This is a genomic window from Pararhizobium qamdonense (assembly GCF_029277445.1).
Classification (GTDB): Bacteria; Pseudomonadota; Alphaproteobacteria; order Rhizobiales; family Rhizobiaceae; genus Pararhizobium; species Pararhizobium qamdonense.
Window position 1 is genome coordinate 384,170 of sequence record NZ_CP119567.1, and the last position, 22,703, is coordinate 406,872.

Annotated in this window: 22 protein-coding genes; 3 read left to right on the top strand and 19 right to left on the bottom strand. The window is 59.9% G+C overall.

The genetic code is table 11. The annotated features are described in order from the left end of the window. Positions 1-68 precede the first annotated feature (68 nt). Genes PYR65_RS23050 through PYR65_RS23070 form a run of 5 tightly spaced genes read right to left on the bottom strand, consistent with a single transcriptional unit; the run spans position 69 to position 5,784 of the window. Positions 69-1,073 (bottom strand): Ldh family oxidoreductase, encoded by a 1,005-nt coding sequence (locus PYR65_RS23050; protein ID WP_407951352.1) that lies wholly within the window; start codon positions 1,071-1,073, stop codon positions 69-71. A gap of 5 nt (positions 1,074-1,078) precedes the next feature. Beyond that, entirely contained in the window at positions 1,079-1,663 is a 585-nt protein-coding gene (locus PYR65_RS23055; RefSeq protein ID WP_082546818.1) for a DUF3726 domain-containing protein, read from the bottom strand. Continuing rightward, complete coding sequence (locus PYR65_RS23060) at positions 1,660-3,312, bottom strand: hypothetical protein (RefSeq protein WP_276121742.1); 1,653 nt, start codon at positions 3,310-3,312, stop codon at positions 1,660-1,662. Before PYR65_RS23060 ends, PYR65_RS23055 begins: the two co-directional genes overlap by 4 nt. After that, entirely contained in the window at positions 3,309-4,328 is a 1,020-nt protein-coding gene (locus tag PYR65_RS23065) for a membrane dipeptidase (protein WP_060639129.1), read from the bottom strand. The genes PYR65_RS23060 and PYR65_RS23065 overlap by 4 nt, the downstream gene beginning before the upstream one ends. Positions 4,329-4,332: 4 nt before the next feature. Then, positions 4,333-5,784: an aldehyde dehydrogenase family protein gene (locus PYR65_RS23070; RefSeq protein ID WP_276121743.1), complete on the bottom strand. Its 1,452-nt coding sequence runs from the start codon at positions 5,782-5,784 to the stop codon at positions 4,333-4,335. A 95-nt stretch (positions 5,785-5,879) separates the two neighbouring features. Between PYR65_RS23070 and PYR65_RS23075 the strand changes: the two genes are divergently transcribed. Further along, positions 5,880-6,815, top strand: coding sequence for a LysR family transcriptional regulator (locus tag PYR65_RS23075; RefSeq protein WP_276121744.1), 936 nt, complete (start codon positions 5,880-5,882; stop codon positions 6,813-6,815). A gap of 347 nt (positions 6,816-7,162) precedes the next feature. Here the strand turns inward: PYR65_RS23075 and dhaL are convergent, their stop codons facing one another. The 9 genes from dhaL to gcvA all read right to left on the bottom strand — a co-directional run bounded on the left by dhaL (position 7,163) and on the right by gcvA (position 16,890). Beyond that, complete coding sequence (gene dhaL / locus PYR65_RS23080; RefSeq protein WP_276121745.1) at positions 7,163-8,917, bottom strand: dihydroxyacetone kinase subunit DhaL; 1,755 nt, start codon at positions 8,915-8,917, stop codon at positions 7,163-7,165. 34 nt (positions 8,918-8,951) lie between these two features. Then, positions 8,952-9,770 (bottom strand): sugar phosphate isomerase/epimerase family protein, encoded by an 819-nt coding sequence (locus tag PYR65_RS23085; protein ID WP_276121746.1) that lies wholly within the window; start codon positions 9,768-9,770, stop codon positions 8,952-8,954. Between the two features lie 54 nt (positions 9,771-9,824). Then, the gene (locus tag PYR65_RS23090; RefSeq protein WP_276121747.1) at positions 9,825-10,583 is read right to left on the bottom strand and encodes an SDR family NAD(P)-dependent oxidoreductase; all 759 of its coding nucleotides are present in this window, start codon (positions 10,581-10,583) and stop codon (positions 9,825-9,827) included. A gap of 68 nt (positions 10,584-10,651) precedes the next feature. Then, positions 10,652-11,695, bottom strand: coding sequence for a transketolase family protein (locus tag PYR65_RS23095; RefSeq protein WP_276121748.1), 1,044 nt, complete (start codon positions 11,693-11,695; stop codon positions 10,652-10,654). Positions 11,696-11,706: 11 nt separating this feature from the next. Beyond that, on the bottom strand, positions 11,707-12,558 hold the full coding sequence (locus PYR65_RS23100) for a transketolase (RefSeq protein ID WP_276121749.1): 852 nt from the start codon (positions 12,556-12,558) through the stop codon (positions 11,707-11,709). A gap of 142 nt (positions 12,559-12,700) precedes the next feature. Then, entirely contained in the window at positions 12,701-13,960 is a 1,260-nt protein-coding gene (locus PYR65_RS23105; RefSeq protein ID WP_060637638.1) for a TRAP transporter large permease, read from the bottom strand. Continuing rightward, positions 13,960-14,553: a TRAP transporter small permease gene (locus PYR65_RS23110; RefSeq protein ID WP_276121750.1), complete on the bottom strand. Its 594-nt coding sequence runs from the start codon at positions 14,551-14,553 to the stop codon at positions 13,960-13,962. The genes PYR65_RS23105 and PYR65_RS23110 overlap by 1 nt, the downstream gene beginning before the upstream one ends. Positions 14,554-14,555: 2 nt before the next feature. Continuing rightward, positions 14,556-15,563, bottom strand: coding sequence for a TRAP transporter substrate-binding protein (locus tag PYR65_RS23115; protein WP_276121751.1), 1,008 nt, complete (start codon positions 15,561-15,563; stop codon positions 14,556-14,558). Positions 15,564-15,993: 430 nt separating this feature from the next. Continuing rightward, positions 15,994-16,890, bottom strand: coding sequence for a transcriptional regulator GcvA (gcvA, locus tag PYR65_RS23120; protein WP_276121752.1), 897 nt, complete (start codon positions 16,888-16,890; stop codon positions 15,994-15,996). Positions 16,891-17,188: 298 nt separating this feature from the next. Here gcvA and PYR65_RS23125 point away from each other — a divergent pair, with 298 nt between their 5' ends. Both PYR65_RS23125 and PYR65_RS23130 read left to right on the top strand, forming a co-directional pair. Continuing rightward, a complete protein-coding gene (locus tag PYR65_RS23125) occupies positions 17,189-18,067 on the top strand; it encodes an NAD(P)-dependent oxidoreductase (RefSeq protein WP_276121753.1) in 879 nt (292 codons plus the stop codon). Between the two features lie 168 nt (positions 18,068-18,235). Beyond that, positions 18,236-18,382, top strand: a complete 147-nt coding sequence (locus PYR65_RS23130) for a DUF1127 domain-containing protein (RefSeq protein WP_276121754.1) — start codon at positions 18,236-18,238, stop codon at positions 18,380-18,382. A 206-nt stretch (positions 18,383-18,588) separates the two neighbouring features. Here the strand turns inward: PYR65_RS23130 and PYR65_RS23135 are convergent, their stop codons facing one another. The 5 genes from PYR65_RS23135 to denD are packed head-to-tail and all read right to left on the bottom strand — an operon-like array spanning position 18,589 to position 22,702. Continuing rightward, positions 18,589-19,005, bottom strand: coding sequence for a GlcG/HbpS family heme-binding protein (locus PYR65_RS23135; protein WP_276121755.1), 417 nt, complete (start codon positions 19,003-19,005; stop codon positions 18,589-18,591). A 33-nt stretch (positions 19,006-19,038) separates the two neighbouring features. Further along, positions 19,039-19,815, bottom strand: a complete 777-nt coding sequence (locus tag PYR65_RS23140) for a hydroxypyruvate isomerase family protein (RefSeq protein ID WP_276121756.1) — start codon at positions 19,813-19,815, stop codon at positions 19,039-19,041. 4 nt (positions 19,816-19,819) lie between these two features. Next, entirely contained in the window at positions 19,820-20,455 is a 636-nt protein-coding gene (gene otnC / locus PYR65_RS23145; protein ID WP_276121757.1) for a 3-oxo-tetronate 4-phosphate decarboxylase, read from the bottom strand. Continuing rightward, entirely contained in the window at positions 20,452-21,702 is a 1,251-nt protein-coding gene (gene otnK / locus PYR65_RS23150) for a 3-oxo-tetronate kinase (protein ID WP_276121758.1), read from the bottom strand. The genes otnC and otnK overlap by 4 nt, the downstream gene beginning before the upstream one ends. Before the next feature lies 1 nt (position 21,703). Further along, on the bottom strand, positions 21,704-22,702 hold the full coding sequence (gene denD / locus PYR65_RS23155) for a D-erythronate dehydrogenase (RefSeq protein ID WP_276121759.1): 999 nt from the start codon (positions 22,700-22,702) through the stop codon (positions 21,704-21,706). Position 22,703: the final 1 nt, after the last annotated feature.

Consider the following 22,703-nt stretch of genomic DNA (forward strand, 5'->3'; position numbering starts at 1 on the left):
CATATGAACGATGGCCAACAAATCCTCTTTAATCAAATCGAAACAACTTATCCAAATTTCAATTTTTCTTAAGTCATTGCGGCAATACGAGACAACAGGCTGGCGTCAACGGAAACACCGTCGCGCTGTGTCATTCGCCGCGCTTCTGCCCGCCTTGATCCTGGCAGGCGGGCTCCCTCCTGAACATTGATCGCCGCCATCAAAGCCTCCACCTGACTTTGAAAATGGCCGGAAAATGCAGCGGGATCGAAGGCGATGAAGCATTGGCCGGTGCGCGGCGGCCCCCCGGCATCGCCGGAAAAGGCACTTGCGTCCTTGCTGAGAACGGCGCCGGAGAGACAGGAGGCAAGGAGTTCCACCATGAGCCCAGCCCCAAATCCCTTATAGCCACCCGCTGGCAGCATGGCGCCGTCGAGAGCCTCTTTCGCATCCGTGGTTGGCCGGCCTTCGCTGTCGATCGCCCAGCCGGGTTCGATCGCGCGGCCTTCGCGGGCGCGAAGCAAGATCTCGGATTTGGCGATCGCACTGGCCGACTGGTCGATGACGAAGGCGGCGGCGCCTTTTCCGTCGGGTACGGCAACGGCGAAAGGATTGGTGCCGATGACGGGTCTGCGCCCGCCGGGCGGTGCGATCGATGCCGGTGCGTGGGTGGTGCACAGGCCGAGGAACCCATGCATGGCGATACGCTCCGCGTGATGGCCGAGTACGCCACAATTGTAGGAGTTGCTGACCGTGAGGACGGCAACGCCGTTGTCGCGCACCGCCTGCATGAAGGCATCCCAGCCGGCATCGATTGCCGGATGGGCAAACCCCGTTGCGGCATCGACTGTAACGGCGCCCGGACGCGGCTGCGACACGGTCGGCACGGCCGCGCCATCAACCTTGCCGGAGCGCAGGTGGCTTGCATATATCGGCACGTAGAGCAGGCCGTGACTGCGGATACCGTCCTGTTCCGCCAGCCGCGTCGATCGCGCGACGGAGGCGGCGTTGGCCGCAGTCGCTCCGGCCGCCGTCAAGGCGTAGTGGCATGCCGCCTCGATCGCGTCTAGGCTCATCCGAAAGGTCAAAATCAAACTCCTCAGTCGTTGTCCGTTTTTGCGGCGCCTGCCCCGCGTACCCGTGATTGTTGCGAGGCGGGAACGTAGGTGCGCGCACAGAGCGCTGCGGCAGCGGCCAGCACCGCTTCCGTCGTCGGCTGCGGGCGGCGCTCACCGGCGCGCGCCGCCGTTGCCTTCGGCCGCATCTGAATGCGGATGTTGCCGAGAAAACCGGGCAGGAGCCGTACTTCTGCCGTGGAAAAGATTTCATCTCCCGCTTCGATAACGATATCCGCATGGACCGTGTCTGCCATGGCACCGCAAAGACCGTAGAAAAGTGGCATCGAGGACAGGCCATCGGTGCAAACCGCCTGCCTTGCCGGGCTCGATAACAGCCTGTCCAGATCAAACAGCACGGCGACAACCGAAGCCGCGTCATCCGGGGAAGTCTGTTCACCCGCGGTCAGAAATCGCACGGCCTCGGCAAGGCCGTCATAACCTCTCGCCGAAAGCCAGCGCGCCGCACGGCCGATCTCTTCCGCAACACCAAGCGTCAGCCCGGCTCCAAGCGCTGCCTTGCGCGTGGTCATCTCAACCTCGTTGAGCGACAGTTCGACCGTACTCATGTCAGCACCGGCAGCCAGCAATTGTCGGTCTCGCCCGCACCGATATCGTCGAAATCCGGCGCGCCCTGAAACAAGGTTATTCGCGTCCAGCGGTCAGAGCGGGGATCGAACTTCGCCGCTCCGAAGAAGGACAGCTTGCAGCGCAGCATGTCGATGGGAAGGCAGGTACCGGCGATGAGATTGTCGCGGATCTCAGAATAGGGGGCGGCATCGGCCATCTGCACCCGGCGCACGACATGGCGATGCTGCGGATAGCGCGCCACGAAGGAGGCGACATCCAAGAGCCCGGATTCGGCACTCAAATCCTCCCGCAACGCCCCGATCTGTCGCGCGATATCGAGTGGCAGTTCACGGTCGGCCCCCGGCTCCTCATAGCGTTGCCCCAGTCGCGGCTCCAGTTTTTCCTCCGAGACGTACCAAAACTGCGAGGTTTCGCTCTTTTCCCGAAAATCGATACCGGATGCCCAGCCGAAGTGGCGATCCAGCAATGCGCGCAGGGCAGAAAGCGGCATTGCAGGCACCAGATGGCCTTCGCCCGCGACGGCCATCCCGTCGCAAAGCGCGTCCACGACAGGACCGGCCGCCTCGATTAATAGCGCTGCAGCCAGTTCCTGGAAATCGACCGAGCGCAGCCTCGACCTCGCGGCAATGTCGGCTGCGGAGGAAGGAGCGTGCTCGAGTTCGACCAGTTCGTCCGCCCATTCCTTACGCAGAATGGCGATCCGTTCGGAAAGACCGGCATCATCGACGTTCCATTGCCGAAGGTGCTCCACCGTGTTGCGCCAAAGGTCAAGAATGCGTTCGGGCTTCACCGGTGCTTCACCGCCAAGCACCATGGCCAGCGCCTTTTCACGTGCCGTAATCCAGGCATTCAACAAAGCGGGGTGATGGACCAGAAACGGTGCCATGCCGAGGCCGGTGGAGTTCCCCATGCCAAGATGCTGCTTTAGGGATCGCTGCAGAGAAACGCAGGTTTCAGGAGACCGGCAGCGCGCCATATGCTCGACGAGATCATGGGAAAAGCCGCGGATCAACCAGACCGCCAGCATTTCTGCTTGAAACGGCCCTGCCATCTCCGGCCGGTGCGAAATCACGAAACGGTCTGCAATGCCGAATTTTCCGTTGCCGTAGACAGCGGTCGTGCGCATCAGGTATCCGACGTCCAGTACCAGATCGCGGTCCGGCTGGCGGCCGCTTGCCAGTCTCGCGACGACATGCTCGAAAAAGCGCACCGACTTGTTGGCCCTGCTGAGCACCAGATCGCTCTCGCGGAAACGTCCGGCTTCCTGCAAGGGTGCATTCCGCGACAGGCGGTCAAGTTCGGACGCATCCGGGGTTCCATCATAGAGCACGAAACTCGTATCCCAGGCTTCAGCAATGACCCTGTCGGTGCGGTCTTCGTCCGCAAGCCGGGTCGAAAACGCAACAAGGCTGTATGTGTTGCCTGCGAGGACGACGCTGTAGACCGCTCGCCCATATCCGTCCCCGTCGATATCCCAAAGCGGACGCGAGACCTTCGCCTTTTCCGCAGCAAGCCGGCGCAGCAGGCTGCGCGTGAAGCTGAGCCGCGTCGGGAACGATGCGCCGAGCCTCTTCAGCCGCATCACCTCGTCCGGGCTGCGCAGCCGGCTTGCGCTGCCCGCGCTCATTGCGCGGCAACCCGTTCTCCCCAGGCCGCGGGGCCGAAAGAATGGCCATAGAAGCGCAACCAATTTCCGCCCATGATCCCGGACACTTCGGAAGGCGAGAAACCCGCGTCGCTCAGGCCCCGGGTAATATTGGTCAGCGACAAATTGTTGCTGAACCAGGAGGGCTGTTGAGGCCAACCGGCTTCGCTCGCGGTTCCCTCGCCGTAATCCGTCGTCTTCGACCAGCGGCCATTGCGCATCCAGGTCACGATGGAGTCGGGCTGGTCCTGGCAGAGATCGCTGCCGATTCCCAAGTTCTCCGCCCCGTACCGCGACGCGGATTCCGCGATCATCTCGCAAAAGGACTGCAATGTGCAGGAGGCACCGCCTTTCAGGTGATGCGCATACATGGAAAAACCGAGCATGCCCCCGGAACCGGTGAGGGCGCGCAGAACCGTATCGGACTTGCTCCTCAGACCGTTGTGCCACCAGGACGGATTGGCATGGGTGATGGCAATCGGGCGGGCCGAAATCTCGATTGTCTCCAGCGTGGAACGTTCTGACGAATGGCTCATGTCGATGACCATGCCGACGCGGTTCATTTCCGCAATCACCTGCCTGCCGAAGCGCGTCACGCCCGTATCGACGGCTTCGTAACAGCCCGTGGCCAGCAGCGACTGGTTGTTGTAGGTCAATTGCATGAAGCGGATGCCGAGAGCGTGGCAAACCTCAACCAGCCCGATATCATCCTCGATGGGCGACGGGTTCTGCAGGCCGAAAAAGATTGCGGTCCGCTCTTGCTCTATCGCCTTCTTGACGTCGCCCGCGTCGCGGCCGAGAAAGATAAGGTCGGAGTGATTTTCGAAATGCCGGTTCCAGGCCGCGATATTGGAAACGGTCTCACGAAAGTTCTCGTGATAGGCAATCGTTGCATGAACGGCGTGAACGCCGCCCGCCCGCATTTGGCGGAACACGGTCTCGCTCCATTTGGCATATTGCAGGCAGTCGATCAGCGGGCTGGCGATGGTTTGGGTCATGGTGTCACTCCGGATTTCCGGCGCGGATATAGGCCGTCTTGATCTGCGTGTAGAATTCTGCGGCGTTGCGTCCTTGCTCGCGCGGTCCGGAACTTGAATTCTTCCGGCCACCGAACGGCACATGATAGTCGGTTCCGGCGGTCGGCAGGTTGATCGTCACGCAGCCGGTTTCGACATGTCGACGGAAATGCGTGGCGCGCGCAAGCGAAGACGTGAAAATGCCCGCAACCAGCCCGAAATCCGTATCGTTGACTTTCTCCAGCCCCTCTTCATAACTCGAAACCGCCTGGACGGCGCTGATCGGCGCGAACATTTCCTCACGGTTGAGCGGCATGTCGTTCGTCGTGCCGGTGAGGAGTGCCGGGGACATGTAGTAGCCCTGATGAGCAAGTTCGATCCTCTCGCCGCCATAGGCGACGTTGGCGCCCGATTTTCGGGCCGCGTCGATCCAGCCAAGGTTCGATTCCAGCTGACGCGCGCTGACGACCGGACCGATGCGCGTGGAAGCGTCGAGCGCGTGACCGACCGTCATCTGTGACAAAGCCCCGGTAAGCTTTTCCACAAAGGCGTCGTGGATCTGTTCATGCACGATGAGCCGGGAGCTTGCAGTGCATTTCTGGCCGGTGCCGGAATAGCCGCCGGATACGGCCGCAGAGACCGCAAGTTCGAGATCTGCGTCCTCCATCACCAGAAGTGCATTCTTCGAGCCGAGTTCGAGCTGGTATTTGGTGAGATTGGGCGCCGCAGCGATGGCCACCTGCCGGCCGACCTCGTAGGAGCCGGTGAAGGTCACCGCATCGACGCCGCGATGTCCGGCGAGCCCGTGGCCGATATCCTTGCCGGTGCCCATCAGAAGCTGGAACGTGCCTTCCGGCAGCCCGGCTCGATGGATGATCTCGGCGAGAGCCCAGGCCGAAGCCGGTGTTTCGTTGGCGGGCTTCCAGATGACGGCATTGCCGTAAGCCAGAGCCGGCGCGATTTTCCAGCTGGCGGTCGCCATCGGGAAATTCCACGGGGAGATGACCGCTACCACGCCCATCGGCTCGCGCCGCATATCGATCTCGATGCCGGGCCGGACGGAGTCGGCATTCTCGCCCAGCTGCCGCAGCGTCTCGGCCGCATAATATGTGAAGAACTGCCCGGCCCGGTAAACCTCGCCCTTGCCTTCCGCGAGCGGCTTTCCTTCTTCGCGCGACAGAAGCTCTCCCAGTTCGGCCGAGCGCTTCATCAGTTCCTCGCCAATGTTTTGCAATATGTTCTGCCGCTGCTCCAGCCCGACGCCGCGCCAGGCACGCGCGGCTATCTTTGCGGCCTCCACGGCGCGGTCCAGATCGTTGCGATCCGCCTGCGCGAACAAACCGACCAGATCGGCAATGTCCGAAGGATTCCGGTTCTCGATCGACACATCGTTCTTTGTCCAGGCGCCGGCGATGAGATTCTGATGGATATTTGTCATATGCCTTCTCCTTGGCCTGCAGATTGCCAATCGGATCACTTCAAGCAAGCAGAAATTTCTGTTACAAACTTCAGAATTATTGAAACAGGTGCGCTATGATCAAGTTGGAAGCCCTGCGGGTCTTTGTTGTCGTTGCCGAGGCAGGCAACATCAAGGACGCTGCGGAAATTGTCGGGCGAACACCGTCGGCAGTATCAATGACATTGAAGCAGCTGGAAGACGAACTGGGCGGCCCGCTTTTTCAAACGGATCGCAAGAACAGCCTGACCGCGCTCGGCAGTATTCTCTTTGACACGGCTCATCTGCAGTTGAAAAGTTTCGACCGTGGCATCCGGACAGTCAGGGCGTTCGCAAAGAGCCGCATCGGCAGCCTCACCATCGCCTCCGTGCCCTCTGTGGCGGCACACTTGCTTCCTATCCTGCTCCAGAAATTTCTCGAGGATCGGCCGCAGGTGCAGGTTGAACTGTTCGATATGGACAGTGCACAGGTGCGGCAAATGGTTGAAACCGGAACGGCGGATATCGGCTTCAGCGGAGAACCGCGCATCTCGGGATCGATCGGGTTCACACCCCTGTTCAAGGACCGATACAAACTTTTGTGTTCGGAAAAATCAGGGCTTACATCATTGCCCCGTTCCATTCTCTGGGACGATCTCGCCCATGAAAATCTCATCCTCAATGGATCGTCCGAACAGATTCGAGCGGAGGCTTACATCGACATCGCATCCAGGTCGTTGATGACGGTTCACAACACGACGTCGCTCTTCGCTCTGGTCAAGGCATCCCTGGGCGTGACCATACTGCCGGCGTTATCAGCATTTCACACGCCTGATGGCATCTCGGTGCTCGACATTGCGGAGACGCGAAATGAGAGGGTGGTTGGTATGCTGGAACGCAAGGACGGCATAAAAAGCCCTGTTGCGGAGGCTTTTAAAGTGCTCTGCCTTGAATTGTTTCCGGCCCACCTCAAAAGCTTTGGGCTTCAACATATTGAAAATGCCGAGACCTACCCGCTGCATCGTTCGACGTGATACAGAAAACGGTTTCAATCACGCCTGCGAAAAGAAGAAGAAGGGTTTAGAGGGATAATAGCAGAACTGTAGGGCTGCGGACCTCGCTTTGAAATGCTTGGATCGTTGCTTATGTATGACTTTATCCTCATTTGGATGTTTGCCGCGATCGATTTAGAGCGGAAAAATTATTGAGGGGCAAACCACCACACCTGATTTCGTGGATAAACGGAACGGTGGGCCAAATGCTGCCGAGGCTCAACGGTCGAGCTCTCCGATAATGAGTTGCGAGAGGCCGTCTGGGCCGATCTTGAAAATTGATACGGCGCCGCCGCCCTGCAGGTCAGCGGCTCCTTGCTCGAATAGGCCTATGCCGAAGCGTTTTGCAACGACTCGGTCATGGCGCGGAGGATCATATAGGCTGACAGAGCTCCGGGATCGATATGCCCGACCGAGCGTGCGCCGAGCTTGGCGGACCGGCCGCGGCGGCTCTCGATCGTTGCTGTGTGTTCCGCGCCGGCTTTTGCCCCATCGCGCGCGGCGATCAGTACCGCAAGCTCGTCCGCACCCGACTGCGCTGCCTTGACGGCGGCCTCTGCTGCTGGAAACCAGGCATCCACCATCGTCTTGTCGCCAGGACTTGCACCGCCTCGCGAAAGGATACCGTCGCTCATGCCTTTAATCCAGGCGGCCGTGGCTGCGCCATCGAGATTAAGCCGATCGGCGACGGCCTTACCAGCCCCGCGAAAGCCGCTGGCATAGAGCGGACCGGAGGACGCGCCGACAGCGGTCAGAAACACATGTGCCATGCGCTCGCAGACTTCAACAATCACCCCGTTATCGGTGCCGTTTTCCAGTTCATTGCGCACCGCCGTCCAGCCGATATCCATGGTGACGCCGTGATCGCCGTCGCCCAGTACACCGTCGAGTTGGGACAAATGGTCTTTTTCTGTACGGATCGTGTCGGCAATCGCCATCATCATCTGCACGAAAATTGACGATGTGACGCTGCCGGATGTCAAAAGCGCTGCGCGGTCGATAGCAACGTCCCTTTTGATGGCTCGAACCTTGCGTTCCGACCGCTGCGTTACGGGCGCTGCCTTGCCTGCCTCGCCCACGGTGAGCGCTGGTGTGCGGCAGGGATGATCGAGCAGGCGGGTCAACTGGTCATCGAGCTTGAGGAGGGTTACGGAGGCGCCTGCCATTTCTAGCGATGTGGCATATTCACCGACCCAGTTGGCATGGATGCCAATACCCAAGGCATCAAGGATCTGACGAACGCGGCGGTAGATGAGGAAGAGTTCGAGCTGCGTCGTCGCGCCCAGTCCGTTGACGAGGACAGCCACGCGATCGCCGCTTTCGAGTGCCAGTTCTTTCAGGATGGGCTCCATCAGCACATCCGTGACGGTATCGGCAGGCGCCAGCTTTTCGCGGCGCATGCCGGGTTCGCCATGAATGCCCATGCCGATTTCCATATCCTCCGGGCCGATCTCGAAATTAAAAGTGCCTGTCTGCGGCAGCGAGCAGGCGCCAAGAGCGACCCCCATTGACCGGCATCGATCATTCGCAAACATGGCGGCGGCATGCACGCTGTCGAGATTTTCGCCACGATCGGCGGCAGCACCGGCGCATTTGAAGACGAAGAAATCTCCCGCGACGCCGCGCCGTTCGGTGCGCCGCTCAAACGGAGCAGATGCAATGTCGTCGGAAACGGCAAACTGTTTGACGGGCGTTCCCTCTGCTTGCAACTCTTCGGCCGCCATCGTGAAGTTCAAAACGTCGCCGGTATAGTTGCCGTAGAGAAACAGCACGCCCGCACCGCCATCGGCAGCGCGCCCGGCGTCGAGAATATGTTGGGGCGAGGGGGAAGCAAAGACATTGCCGACTGCTGCAGCATCGGCGAGGCCCCGGCCGACATAGCCGGCAAAGGCAGGCTCGTGACCCGAACCGCCCCCGACGACGATCCCGACCTTGCCATCGCGCGGGCCATGTCGCGCGACGACAGCGCGGCCGGTCGGCCCTTCCACGGCCAAAATATCGGCATGGGCACTGACGAAGCCGTCGATGAATTCCGGGATGATATTCTCGGGCGCGTTGATAAGCTTCTTGGTTTTCTGGGTCATGATCATTCCGGTCCGGTTCGTTCGGATGTGCGTTTCAGTGGCTGCCGGGGACCAGCCGTTTGGCGGCAGCCACCGTGCGTTCCAGCCATTCGTGTTCCATGCGGCGCGTGGCTTCCATGTCGAATGTCTGGGGCAGCCAATGTTCGAGGATGCAGCTCATGTCATCCGGGCAATGCGCAAGGCAATCGAGGATGTCCGAAATCTCAGCCCGGCCATCGCCAAGCGGCGTGCCGTGGATGCGGAAGCCAACGCCGTAGGGATCGGGCGTGATCTGGTAATCCTTGAGATGCAGGTTGATTGCGTAGGGTGCAAGCATCTTCACCGTCGTCATCGGCCATTCGCCGGCGCAAATGGAATTGGCGACGTCGAGGCAGACGCCGAGTGCCTCGTCGGCCACGGCATCGAGCAGTTGGACCATCCGGGAGGAGGGGTAGTTGAAGTGATTCTCGATCGCAAACCGCAGGCCCGCCGCTTTTCCGTCCGGCAGCAGGTCGCGGATCTGTGCCGCCAGTTCCGGCACGGGGATCAGCGCGTCTTCCGCGTCGAGCGCGACCCGCAGTATCCTGGAGCCGATGCGTTCGCCGATCGGGATGTAGCGCGCAAGCTCCGCCGCGTCGAAGGATTGCGTGCCGAGTTCCAGAGACATGCCGTAGCTGTCGGCACGCGCCTTCAGCGCCCGATGTTCGTTCGGCGTCAGGCGGTCGAGCGGCAGGTTGTCGGCATATTGTACCAGCCTAAGGCCATGCGCATGGGCAATCTCCAGAACCTCCATTGCCGTCATCGGCGTGGAGGGCTGCAGGTCCTTGATCCCGATCGACCAGCGGAAGGCATAGCTGCCCAATCCGAGTTTCATTATGCTGTTCTCCGTTGAGGGCAGGGCGGCGCCCGTCAGGCGCCGCTTGAGATATCAGTGGATCAGCGAGCCGCCGTTGACATCGACTTCCGAGCCGGTGACATAGGCCGACAGATCGGAGGCGAGGAACAGCGCGCAGCCCGCGACATCATCCGCCGTGCCGGCGCGGCCCATGGGAATGCCGGCGTTGATCTCTTCCATCTTGTCTGGTGTCAGCATGCCGCCGGTGATGTCTGTCGCGATGAAGCCCGGGCAAATGGCGTTGACGCGGACATTGTCGGGCGCAAGTTCACGTGCCATGGCTTTGGTAAGGCCCAGAACGCCGGCTTTTGCAGCAGAATAGTGCGGTCCGCCAAAAATGCCGCCGCCACGCTGGGCCGAAACGGAGGAGAGGTTGACGATCTTGCCGGTTCTACGGCCGCGCATGTGCGGGATTACCGCCTGGCTGCAATAGAGCGTGCCGCGCAGGTTGACGTCGAGCACGGCATCGTAGTTCTCCGGTCCGATATCCATGATCTTCAGCGGCTGGGTGATACCGGCATTGTTGACGAGAATGTCGATCTGACCCCATTTCGCAATAAGAGCTTCGATCACCGTTTTGATGCCATCAAGGTCGGTGACATTGCAGGCCATGCCGACATGCTGCGCGCCAAGATCGGCTGCGGCTTCCTTGGCCGCAGCTTCATCGAGATCGAGGATCGCGACGGTCGCGCCATGTTCGGCGAAGAGTTTGGCCGTGGCCTTGCCCAGACCGCGCTTGGATGCGGCACCGGTCACGACTGCGAATTTGCCCTCAAGCAGAGCGTTTGCCATTAAAATTTCCTTTTTCTTTCCGTGTCTCGCCCCAGGCGAGGAGGGTGATGTGGATTTTGCGTGTGTGGTCAGAGCCAGCTGCGGATCTGGGAAAGCATTGCAGCGGTGGAGATACCGTACCGGTCGTGCAGTGTGGGTAACGCACCGGCGTCGAGGAACTGATCGGGCAGACCGATCATGCGGAATGCTGGCGTCACGCCGTTGGTCAGCAGCGTCGATGCCACGGCCTCGCCGAGCCCGCCGATGCGGGTGTGGTTTTCCGCCGTGACGACAAGGCGGCCACCTTTTCCAGCCTCGGCCAGGATAGTCTCCGTGTCGAGCGGCTTGATCGTCGGGCAATGCAGAACGCCAACCGAGACACCGTCTTTTTCCAGTTCGATGGCAGCATCCAGCGCGCGCATGGTCATGAAACCCGACGCGATCACCAATACATCCGTGCCATCCCGCACCAGCTTGGCCTTGCCGATTTCGAACGTGTAGTCCGGGCAATGCCTGCGCAGGACGGACGGCACCTTGCCACGCAGCAGGCGCATATACACCGGACCGTCATGGGCGATGATGGCGGGAACGGCTTCGGCGACGTCGATCGCATCGCAGGGATCGATGATCGTCAGGTTTGGCAGGCCACGGAAAATCGCGAGATCCTCGGTCGCCTGATGGCTCGGGCCATAGCCGGTGGTAAGGCCCGGAAGCGCGCAGACGATCTTGACCGGCAGGTTTTCCTCGGCGATCGCCATGGCGATGAAGTCGTAGGCGCGGCGCGATGCAAAGACGGCATAGGTGGTGGCAAAGGGAATGAACCCTTCGCGCGCCATGCCGGCGGCGGCCGAAATCATCACCTGCTCCGCCATGCCCATCTGGTAAAAGCGCTCGGGAAAGGCCTCGGCAAAGACATGCAGGTCGGTATATTTCGCGAGATCCGCGGTCAGGCCGACGATGCGGTCATTGTTGCGGGCCTGCTCGACTAGCGCATGGCCGAACGGGGCCGACACCGTGTCGTAACCTTCGGCTGCGAGCGAAGCGATCATGGCCGAGGTCTTGCCGCCTTCACCAGGCTTGGGAATGCGGGGTTCCCACTTGCGATGGGGATCGTAATTTCTGTTTGCTGTCATGGCTTTATCCTTCAAGCCGGTCGGTTTGCGTCGAGCACGGAGAGCGCCATCTGCCATTCCTCCGGTTCTACGCGCACGAAATGAGTGATTTCCCGGGTCTCGAGGAACGGCACGCCCTTGCACATCAGCGTGTCGCAGATGATGACCCGGGGTCTTGCATCTTCGAGATTGCGGGCCACATCAAAGGCGGCGACAAGCGCGTCCATATCGTTGCCGTCCACCCGCTGTGTGTGCCAGCCGAAGGCGGTCCATTTCTCAGAGAGGGGTTCCGCGCTGAGCATCTGGGTGGATTTGCCATCGGCCTGCTGGTCATTGAAATCGACGATGCAGATGAGGTTGGAAAGCTTGTGGTGGGCCGCCGACATTGCCGCTTCCCAGGTCGAACCTTCGCCAAGTTCGCCGTCCGACATGAGATTGTAGACGAAAGCTGCGTTCTTCTTGGCCTTGAGGCCGAGCGCCATGCCGACGGCGATGCCGAGACCCTGGCCGAGCGAACCGCCGGTGATCTCCATGCCGGGCGTGTAGGCGGCCATGCCGGACATTGGGAGACGGCTGTCATCGGCTCCGTAGGTTTCCAGCTCCTGCTCGGGCAGGATGCCGGCTTCGATCAAGGCGGAATAAAGCGCGATGGCGTAATGGCCGATGGAGAGCAGGAAGCGGTCACGTCCTTCCCATTCCGGGTCTTCCGGCCGATAGGTCAGCGCATGGAAATAGGACACGGCAAGGACGTCTGCGATGCCGAGGGCCTGACCGACATAGCCTTGCCCCTGAACTTCGCCCATGCGCACGGCCTTGCGACGGATTTCCCACGCGCGGCGTGGCAGGCTCATGTTGGGCAGATGGGTGGCGATGGTCCCACTCATGGGTGCTTCTCCTTGTATTCAATACGAATGGCGTCATGCGAAGGCGCGACAGGGTCCATTCGGCGATCCGGGGATCGTCGATGCGGGGGATGGACGCGGTGATGGTGGGGCGCGGCGGTCGTGAAGGCCGCGCCACCTTGGATCAGTAAATGGTCAGCGCCGGTACGTAGCTCACCAGGAGAAGCACGATCATCGATACCAGGAAGAACGGCCAGAGCTCACGGGTAGTGGCACCAAGCGATGTCTTGGCGATCGATGCTGATATGAACAGGGTCGTTCCGATGGGCGGCGTATAGAGCCCGATGCCGAGGTTTAGCACCATGATCAGCCCGAGCTGGACCGGATCGAGACCGATCGTGGCGGCGAGCGGCACAAAGATGGGCCCCAGCAGCAGGATCGACGGCGGCAGGTCGAGCGGCATGCCGACCAATAGCAGCAGGATGTTCATGCACATGATGATCAGGATCGGGTTATGGACCGTGGCGCCGATCCATTCGGCAAAGCGCTCCGGCACCTGGTCGAATGTCAGAATCCAGCCGCAGACGGCGCTGCCGATGATGACGAGCATGACGACGCCGGTGGCGATGCCTGCCTCGATCATATTGCCCTTGAACCGTGTCCACGTGATGTCACGGTAGAAGAACACGCTCATGATCAGGGCATAGACAACCGCCAGCACGGCGATTTCCGTCGGCGTGGCAATGCCGAAGCGCAATCCGAGCAGGATGAGAACCGGCAGCATCAGTGCGGGGCTGGACAGGAAGGCGAGGCGGCCAAGCTCCCGCATCGTTGCGGAGCGCTCGGGTTTGGAAAAACCGCGACGGCGGGCAATCCAGTTGCAGGTGAGCAGAAGTCCGCCTGCCAGCAGGACGCCTGGGAGGAGGCCCGCCGTGAATAGGTCCGCAATCGAGGTACCGCTGACCAGAGAATAGAGGATGAGGGGGATCGAGGGCGGAATGAGGATATCAATGACGGCGGATGTCGAGTTGTTGGCGGCGCAAAGGGCCGCAGGGTAGCCCTGTTTCTTCTGCCACGGGATCAGTACGGAACCGAGCGCGCTGGCATTGGCAACTGCCGAACCCGACACGCCGCCGAAGACCACCGAGGCGACGACCGTCGTTGCAAGCGGACCTCCGCGCCAACGCTCCATAACCTTTGAGGCAAACGAAAGCAGTTCCGTGCCAAGTTTACCGCCCAGCATCAGCGTACCTGCCAGCATGAAGAAAGGCATGGCGAGCATCGGGAAGGACTGGGTCTGCTGATAAAGCTGCTGCGCGACGATGCTGAGCGGCAGTCCGCCAAAGAAGAAGATGGCGGCAGCTGACGATATGATAAGGCCATGACCGACGGGAACCGCCAGCATCATCAGCACGCAAAAGATAAGGATCATGGCAAGGCTCATCATTGGCCTGTCTCCTCTGGGGTCGGCACGGGCATGGCCTCGGGACCGATAATCGTGACGCGAATGACCAGAGCCACGGTTGCGATGATGACGGCAGCCGACCCTCCTGCGAGCGCGTAGTAGCTATAGCTAGCCGGCATGTTGAGAACCGGGCTGAGGTCGATCCACGAAATATTGGCAACCTGAACCGTCACATAGACCATGACCGCATGGCCGATGATGACGATGGTCTGGGCCAGGATGCGGAAAACCTGTTCTGCGCGACGGCCGAGCATTTCCGGCAGCATTTCGACAGCCATATGGCCACCGTGCTGAACACCGAGCGCCACACCCGCCATGATGAAGAAGGGGAATATCCGCTCCGGTAGCTCCTGTGCAAAGGAGAAGCCGCCGCCCATAGCATAACGGGCGACGACGTTACCAAACAGCAGGACCAGAAGGACACAGCCGGAGACCAGCACAATGGTACGCGCCACGACGGCGACGAAGCGATCGAGCCCATTGGCGAGGCGGAGCATGGGTGTGAGCGGATGGCTGGTAACCATGGCGAAGTTACCCAGCTTCTCCCGCGGTGTATCGTCTGGTCCAATCATGGTCAGCCCTTTGCAGCTGCGATGAGGTTGGTGACAAATTCGCCAAAGGGCTTGGCCTTCCAGATTTCAGCGACTGGCTCGGATGCTTTGCGGAAATCGTCCTTGTCGACCTCGTTGATCTTCAGGCTCGCATTGGCCTTGAAGGTTGCCAGATGTTTTGCCTCGGCGTCCTTGATCAGGCCGCGCTGCATCGTGGTCGCGCCATCGGCTGCCTCCTGGATCGCCGTCTTTTGCTTGTCGTCGAACTGTGCCCAGCGGATCTGAGAGATGAGGAATGGTGAAACTTCCCATTTGTGCCCGGACATCGAAATGAACGGGTTCACCTCATACAGCTTGGAACTCGCGATATTGGTCAGCGGGTTCTCCTGCCCATCGACGACGCCCTGCTGAAGCGCGATATAGAGTTCGCCGAAGCTGATCTGCTCGGTATTGGCGCCCAATGTCTTGAAGATATCGATGGTCATCGGATCCGGTGGCGTGCGGATCGTGAGGCCCGCGAGATCGGCGACCTTGTTGATCGGGCGCTTGGAATTGGTGATCTGGCGGATACCGTTATCCCACCAGCCAAGCGGCACCATGTTGACGGTGGCAAACCGCTCGGCAAGCGCTTTGCCGGTGTCGCCTTCGAGCACCTTGAAGGCAGCAGCGCTGTTGTCGAACAGGAAAGGAAGACCAAGGGCAGCGACTTCAGGCACGAGAGCGGCGCAGGATCCCTGGCTGTTGACGGTCATATCGACGGCGCCGGTGCGAAGGCTGGTCAGCAACGACTGCTCGTTGCCAAGCTGTTCGGCGCCGGCGACGCGCACCGCATATTCCCCACCTGTTTTTTCCGTGACGAGACGTGCAAATTCATCTGCAGCAGCGCCGCGCGGGTTGCCGGGAGCGGCGTTGTGGCCAAGCGTCATGGTCACGGCGGCCTGTGCGCCACGCGGATAACTTAGGATGACGGGCGCTGCGAGAAGGGCCGTTGTGCCGGCCAGAAAGCCGCGTCGGTTGAGTGTCAGGTTCATCGTTGAAAGTCCTCCCTGTGACGATGATGGTCAAACGAGTGTTGTCAATCGCGCCGGGGCGAGGCCGTCGGCGCAAATGGTCATGTCAGCATTGATACAGGGGGAAAACAGGTGACGCATTACAAGCGCGATACCGAACGGCACGGCAGACAATGATGCGAGCGCGCACGAAATCGTTGCTCGATAACAGCATCCGGAACTCCTCCCAAACGGATCGGCAGACGATCTTGCGACCACGCATGCCTGATCTGTATCCAAAGGTCCGAAATTTCCTCCAACCGGACCTTCTGTGCCTGATATTTGTTTGGACGGGTCGTTAGGTCAAACGCGAAATGAAGCTTTATTCATGAATCTAATTCACTGTTCCGCATTGGCCAGCCGTGCGGCGGTATCCAGCTTGTCCGAGCTTGCGTCAAAATCGCATGCAATCCTACTTGTATTTGGACCGTATCAACTCCTCCAGAATCCATTTCTGAAAGGCTTTGATTTTCGGCACGTTCTGCTTGGCTTTCAGCACTGAAAAGCTGTGACAGGCGATCATCTCGTGGTGATTTTCAAAGAGCGGAACGAGGCGGCCGGTTTGCCGTTCGCGCTCGACGAGCAAATGGCTTTCAAGGCAAATTCCCAGACCATCGACCGCAGCACTGATGGCCATGAACGAGCGGTCGAAACGGGGACCTCTGTCGAAATCCAGAGGGACATCGCCATGACGCTTGGACCAGCCGCGCCAGCTGAGCAGGTTGACTTCGGAATGAATGAGCGTGTGATGACGAAGGTCCGACAGCTCTTTCATCGGACCGCGAGCAATGACATCAGGTGCGCAGAAGACCATGATGGCCTCTTCCGGAAGCGTCATGGTCACCACGCCGCGTGTGGGTAGAACGCTGCCGTAGCGAATGTCGATGTCCACGAGCCCTGCATTGAGATCGACAGGGTCCGCCGACGCATGAAGGCGAACATCGATGCTGCTGTGCTGCGCACTGAAACGTGCAAGGCGCGGCATCAGCCATTGTGCCGCGAAACTGGGAACGGAGTGAACCGTCAGGATGTCGGATTTGCCGTGCCGCTCGATATCGCGGGTTGCGGCCTCGACTGTGGTAAAAGCTTCCGATACGCTCTGAAAATAGCTTTCCCCGACATCGGTGAGCGCAATCGTTCTGGTGTTGCGATGAAACAGGCTGACGCCGACCTCCTGTTCGAGAAACCGGATCTGATGACTGATGGCGCTCGCTGTAACATGCAATTCGTTCGCAGCGGCGGCAAAGGAGCCGCGACGGGCAGCAGCCTCGAATGCCTGCAGCGACTTCAAAGACGGCATTTTCCTCATGGTCCCACTCCCATTACGTCGCTCGATCGCTGAAATCAACCGATGCATTCCTGACATTTGGTTGAGCTGAATTCAACAATCAGAGCCCCGAATTCGTTTGAACATTGGCAAGCTGCTTTCTAAACTTATGTGAACTGACCGGCTGACCCCGGTCTGGGTGGAGGAGTTTCGCATTGCAAGGGAGGTGGCAGAGCGGTTTGAAAACCAGTCTGCCGGGAAGACATCAATGGTCTTGTCGCTGCCGAGATGACGAGGTTCCCCGAACCAGGCCGGACGGCTTATTTCGAGGAAATCCGATATGAACATTGCCTTTATCGGCCTTGGTTCCATGGGCACGCCCATGGCCCGCAATCTGATCTCGGCAGGCTTCCCGCTTGCCGGATACGATCTCAATTCGAACGCCGTGGCTGCGTTTGCTGCCAATGGCGGTAAGCCTGCCGTTACGGCGCAAGCGGCGGCGGCCGGTGCAGATGCGGTTATTCTCATGGTCGTCAATGCAGCTCAGGCTGAACAGGCTCTGTTTGAGGGCGGCGTACTCGACGCGCTCGCGCCGGCTGGTACCGTCGTATTGATGGCCACCTGCCCGCCGGGCGCGGTCAAAACCATGGCCGCGCGCGTCGAAAAGACGGGGCGCTCGTTTCTGGATGCGCCAGTGTCCGGCGGTGTCGCGGGAGCAGAGGCGGCCACGCTCAGCATTATGGTTGGAGCGCCAAAGGCGGCTTTCGAGCGGATGGAGCCCGTCTTGCGGGCCTTGGGCGACAAGCTTTTTCATGTCGGAACCGAGGCCGGGCAGGGCGCGACGGTGAAGGTGGTCAACCAGTTGCTCTGCGGCGTCCATATCGCCGTTGCCGCTGAAGGCTTTGCCCTTGCCAACAAGGTCGGCATCGACCCGAAGGTCATTCTCGAAATTCTCAGCGGATCTGCGGCCGCAAGCTGGATGCTGAAGGATCGCGGACCTCGCATGCTGCAGGACGATCCTGCCGTGACAAGCACTATTGATATCTTCGTGAAGGATCTCGGTCTCGTTCTGGAGGCCGGCCGTGAGGCAAAAGCCGCACTCCCGCTTGCCGCTGCCGCCTACCAGATGTTTCTCGCCACCAGCGGGCGGGGCGATGGCGCAATCGACGACAGCCAGGTGATCCGGTCCTACGACTTGTTGAACCGTGGCCAGCCATAAAAGGCGGCTTTTTAAGCAATGATTAATGCGCAATGCGTTTTGTGCATGGCTGGCCTGATGCAATGTCGATATTCGGGCAAGACGCGAGCAATTATGATGACGACATGAAAGACGGCGGAACCCGACGCGGTTCCGGACGTCCAACGGACCTTCGGGAAAGGGATCATCATGAATGTCGCGCGCTCTTTCAACGCTTGGCGTAAGTACCGCCAAACCATTATCGAACTGGGGCGCATGAGCGCACGCGAACTGCACGATCTGGGTATCGACCGCGCTGACATCCGCAGCGTCGCGCGCGCCGCTTCTTCGCTCTGAGCAAAACTGCACAGTACTGCTTTACGCGGCCTTTCTTCGCCACGGCGACTGACGTCGCAGCCTTAGGGTATAAGGACGGCCCTCGCATTGCCCGTCGATCCAAATCCGATGGATTGCCAGGGGCTCAAGCTCAACCATTGGAAACCAGTCCATGGCGTTTATCCAATCAATGACCGAGGGCCTTCTTTGACGATCGGATGACCCGGCTACTTTGCCGATGCAAGGATCGCCGCACCGACACGTCCGATATCGCCGTCATCCTCGTCACTCGCGCCGCTAACGCCGATTGCACCGATGATCTCTTCGCCGGCCTTGAGGAGAACGCCGCCGTCGAGCGGAATGCCGTTTGGAATGCAAAGAAGCGCATAACGTCCTTCGCCCTCAACCACATCCTGAAAGGCTTTTGTATTCCGGCGAAACAACACAGCCGTACGGGCTTTCAGGGTTGCGATCTCAACACTGCCGACTTGAGATCCGTCGTCGCGATGAAGAAGCAGAAGATGGCCGCCATCATCCACAATTGCAATAACAACGCGAAGCCCCCTAGACTTGGCTTGTTTTTCACAAGCTTCAGCGATGGCCTTGGCGGCTGCGATGGTGAGAGATGTCTTGGTCGCTAGCATTTATGTCCCCATTTTAAAGATGCCGACACAGCCTCAAAGTGAAATACCCAAAGCGCTGGTCCAACCCAATCCTTCGTCCGTTCCCGCTCGAGGCCTGTATTCGCACCCGACCCAACCCGTGTAGCCAAGCCGATCAAGTTCTTTAAAAATTGCGGGATAGGCTATTTCCCCTTCGTCGGGCTCAGCCCGGCTGGGCACGGCAGCGATCTGAATATGGCCGATGAGCGGCAAGTATTTTCGTAATCTCGTGAGGATATCGCCCTCGCTGACGCCGACATGGTAGACATCGAACATGATTTTGATGTTCGCCAGACCGATCTCATCAATCAGCGATGCCGCTTCCCCGATCGTCGAATAGAAATAGCCCGGCTTGTCACGTTGATTGATCGGCTCCAGCAAAATGGTCAGATCAGGAGCCTTTTCCGCTGCCAGGGACAGATTTTCCGCAAAAATGCGGCGCGCCTGCTCCTTGCCATCAGCCGGTACCACGCCGGCCATCACATGGATGGAGGAAGCTCCGGAGGCGTGCGCGTAAGCGATCGCCTGATCGAGGGACGCTTTGAAATCATCGCGCCGCCCAGCAAGTGCTGCTAAACCGAACTCACCCTTGGCTGCGTCGCCAGTCGCGGTGTTCAAACCAAGAAGAATAAGCTCATGTTTCAGACAAGCCGCGCGAACGGCCTCTGCTGGAACGTCGTACGGCCAATGTAGCTCAATCGCTTTGAAACCCGCATTTGCCGCAGCTTCGACACGCTCAAGAAGCGGCCTATCCGGCCAGAGAAAACCGAGATTTGCTGAAAAACGCGGCATAGGTTCACTTCAGTTTGAAATGTTGATCGAGATCGGCAATCGCATTTTGGTCCAGCATTCTTACCGCCATGCCGCGTGTCAGAAAGACAAGCTTGGCGGCCTCCTCCAGTTCCTCAATGGCAAACACGGCTGCATCCAATGTGTTGCCGGCAACGATGGGGCCATGATTTTGCAAGAGTGCTGCCGCGTGGCTTCCGGCGATCTTTTCGATCAGCGGCTTGATATCGGCGGAGCCAGGTCTCGTGTAGGCAACGATGGGCACACGCCCAACCCGCATGACCACATAGGGGGTAATCGGGGGTACCGCGTCCAGCGGATCGACATCCGAAAGGCAGGACAGCGCCGTGGCATGGGTGGAATGCAGATGAACGACGGCGCGGGCCTGCGGGCGCTGCTCATAGAATGCGAAATGCAGCGGCAGTTCCTTTGTCGGCACATCACCAGAAATCTGCCGGCCGGCAACGTCGAGCCGGCTTAGACGTGATGGATCGAGGAACCCGAGGCAAGAATTCGTCGGTGTGGTGAGATATCCGTCGTCCAGCCGGACCGAAATATTCCCCGAGGATCCAGCCGTCAGTCCACGCTCAAACAGCGAGCGTCCCCATTTGACGATGTCGTGGCGAAGTTCATTCTCGTTCATGCGTGTCCGACCCTCTTTATGGCTTTAGCAAAGAAATCTTCGGAGCCGAAATTGCCGCTCTTCAACGCAATTCCGATCGGACCGTTGCGATCGGCAAACAGTGCTGGAACGCCCGGATCGATCTCCGCGCCGATCTGCAGGCTCTGCAGCCGCAGAGCCTCGACGACAGCGCCGGAGGTTTCGCCGCCACCGACGACGATGCGGCGAGTGCCGTTGTCTGCGAGCGTCCGGGCGAGATCCCCAAAGAACTGTTCGATGGCCGCGGCGACCACGTCACGACCGAAATGGGCCTGCGCATCTGAGACGGCGGCCGGGTCAGCCGTCGAGTAGATCATCGGCTCGTGGTCCTTCCGGCTGTTGATCCAATCGAGCGCGCGGGGCACGTCCATCTGGCCCTTCATCAAGGCGCCTGGGTGAATGGCAAGGCCGGGCCGGTCCTTGAGGTATTGGCCGACCTGTTTTTGCGATGCGGACGAACAGGAACCGCACAGCGCGATTCCGGGTCCGCTGACTTCAGGGAATGAAATCTTCTCGTTCGACAGTCGGCCTTGATCGCGAAAATTCTGCGGTAAACCGATAGCAATGCCCGAGCCGCCGGTGATGAGCTTATGCTCTGCCGCTGCCTTGCCGAGCGCATGCAGATCATCGTCGGCAATCGCGTCGGCCACGATCAACCGCCTGGAGGCGTGGCTTTGCGCAGCTATCGCTTCCGCCAGGACAGTTTTGCCGGCGCGAATGCTATCAAGCGAGACATGGCCGACCTCGCCTTGTGTCTGCCGCCGAAGCCAGCGGCGCAGATCAGGGTCGGTCATCGGCGTCAGGGGATGATTTTCCATACCGGACTCGTTGAGCAGCCGGTCGCCGACGAAGAGATGTCCCATGAAGATCCGGCGGCCTGTCGCCGGAAATGCGGGGCAAACGATTGCCACGTTTGCCCCTAGAAGATCAAGAAGGGCTTCTGCCACCGGCCCGATATTGCCGGACGGTGTCGAATCGAATGTCGAGCAATATTTGAAGAGGATTTGCTGGCAGCCCTGCGCGAGCAGCCAACGCGCGGCCTCCACAGACTGGGCGACTGCTTCGTTCGCCGGAATGGAGCGGGTTTTCAGCGCGACCACACCGGCTTCGCAGTCGCCCGTCTCTCCGTTCGGCCCGACAAAAAGCGTCGTTGCCATGCCGCCTTTGGCAAGGGTATTGGCAAGGTCGCTTGCCCCGGTGAAATCGTCGGCTACAGCACCCAGCAGCATGTTACGCTCGCTCCCGAGCCGGCAGCGTATTGCCCAGTTCGTCCTCGATATGGACGCGAATGATGTCATCGAACGATATTTCAGCCTTGAAACCAAGTGCTTCGGCGCGTTTCGCATCAAAACTCTGCGGCCAGCCGGAGATGATATCGGCAACGGTCTTGTTGGCTTCGCGGCGGATGAGTTTGGCGGCGTCATCGCCGGCCACGCGGCGCAACGCTTCGATCTGGTCGCCGACTGTGGCCGAAAGGCCTGGCATGGTCAGCGTACGGCGGGACCCAAGCTGGTCGGTATTCAGTTCGCAGGCGTGCACGATGAAGTCCACGGCCGCGCGCGGGCTGGCAAACCAATGGCGCACGGTGTCGCTGACCGGAAGCACGGCCTCTTCGCCGATCAGCGGCTCCCGTAATATGCTGGAAAAGAAGCCGGATGCTGCCTTATTGGGCTTGCCGGGCCGGATGGAAATGGTCGGCAGACGAATGCCGATACCATCCAGAAAGCCGCGACGGGAATAATCGGCGAGCAACAATTCACCGATAGCTTTCTGGGTTCCGTAGCTGGTCAGGGGCGTCAGGCAATGGTCGTCGCCAATGACATCCGGCAGAGGCTCTCCGAAGACGACGATCGAGGACGTAAATACCACCTTGGGGCAATAGGCGTCTGTTTGCCCGGCAATCCGGATAGCTTCAAACAGCGCCCGGGTACCGTCCAGATTGACACGGTAGCCTTTCTCAAAATCGGCTTCTGCCTCGCCCGAGACGATGGCTGCCAGATGGCAGATCAGGTCCGGTCGCGATGCGATCAATTGTTCGGCCGTACCCGGCAGCGACAGATCGGCGGCAATCGTTTCGATCTCGCCATTGAAGTCCGGCCGCTCCGGTGCCGTAATGTCTGCAAGCACCAGACGACGGATGGGCCGGTCGACAACCGTGCCCTTGGCAATCAGCGCATGGACAAGTTTGCGGCCAAGCATGCCGGCGGCGCCAATGATCAATATGTTCATG

Bases quoted from the DNA above. Each gene is read 5' to 3' on its own strand.
- PYR65_RS23070 (WP_276121743.1), bottom strand. From the start codon at position 5,784: ATGACAAATATCCATCAGAATCTCATCGCCGGCGCCTGGACAAAGAAC.
- PYR65_RS23055 (WP_082546818.1), bottom strand. From the start codon at position 1,663: ATGAGTACGGTCGAACTGTCGCTCAACGAGGTTGAGATGACCACGCGC.
- PYR65_RS23090 (WP_276121747.1), bottom strand. From the start codon at position 10,583: ATGGCAAACGCTCTGCTTGAGGGCAAATTCGCAGTCGTGACCGGTGCC.
- PYR65_RS23115 (WP_276121751.1), bottom strand. From the start codon at position 15,563: ATGAACCTGACACTCAACCGACGCGGCTTTCTGGCCGGCACAACGGCC.
- otnC (WP_276121757.1), bottom strand. From the start codon at position 20,455: ATGAACGAGAATGAACTTCGCCACGACATCGTCAAATGGGGACGCTCG.
- denD (WP_276121759.1), bottom strand. From the start codon at position 22,702: ATGAACATATTGATCATTGGCGCCGCCGGCATGCTTGGCCGCAAACTT.
- dhaL (WP_276121745.1), bottom strand. From the start codon at position 8,917: ATGACCCAGAAAACCAAGAAGCTTATCAACGCGCCCGAGAATATCATC.
- PYR65_RS23135 (WP_276121755.1), bottom strand. From the start codon at position 19,005: ATGCTAGCGACCAAGACATCTCTCACCATCGCAGCCGCCAAGGCCATC.
- PYR65_RS23065 (WP_060639129.1), bottom strand. From the start codon at position 4,328: ATGACCCAAACCATCGCCAGCCCGCTGATCGACTGCCTGCAATATGCC.
- otnK (WP_276121758.1), bottom strand. From the start codon at position 21,702: ATGCTGCTGGGTGCTGTAGCCGACGATTTCACCGGGGCAAGCGACCTT.
- PYR65_RS23110 (WP_276121750.1), bottom strand. From the start codon at position 14,553: ATGATTGGACCAGACGATACACCGCGGGAGAAGCTGGGTAACTTCGCC.
- PYR65_RS23130 (WP_276121754.1), top strand. From the start codon at position 18,236: ATGAATGTCGCGCGCTCTTTCAACGCTTGGCGTAAGTACCGCCAAACC.
- PYR65_RS23125 (WP_276121753.1), top strand. From the start codon at position 17,189: ATGAACATTGCCTTTATCGGCCTTGGTTCCATGGGCACGCCCATGGCC.
- PYR65_RS23075 (WP_276121744.1), top strand. From the start codon at position 5,880: ATGATCAAGTTGGAAGCCCTGCGGGTCTTTGTTGTCGTTGCCGAGGCA.
- PYR65_RS23105 (WP_060637638.1), bottom strand. From the start codon at position 13,960: ATGAGCCTTGCCATGATCCTTATCTTTTGCGTGCTGATGATGCTGGCG.
- gcvA (WP_276121752.1), bottom strand. From the start codon at position 16,890: ATGAGGAAAATGCCGTCTTTGAAGTCGCTGCAGGCATTCGAGGCTGCT.
- PYR65_RS23085 (WP_276121746.1), bottom strand. From the start codon at position 9,770: ATGAAACTCGGATTGGGCAGCTATGCCTTCCGCTGGTCGATCGGGATC.
- PYR65_RS23100 (WP_276121749.1), bottom strand. From the start codon at position 12,558: ATGAGTGGGACCATCGCCACCCATCTGCCCAACATGAGCCTGCCACGC.
- PYR65_RS23140 (WP_276121756.1), bottom strand. From the start codon at position 19,815: ATGCCGCGTTTTTCAGCAAATCTCGGTTTTCTCTGGCCGGATAGGCCG.
- PYR65_RS23060 (WP_276121742.1), bottom strand. From the start codon at position 3,312: ATGAGCGCGGGCAGCGCAAGCCGGCTGCGCAGCCCGGACGAGGTGATG.
- PYR65_RS23095 (WP_276121748.1), bottom strand. From the start codon at position 11,695: ATGACAGCAAACAGAAATTACGATCCCCATCGCAAGTGGGAACCCCGC.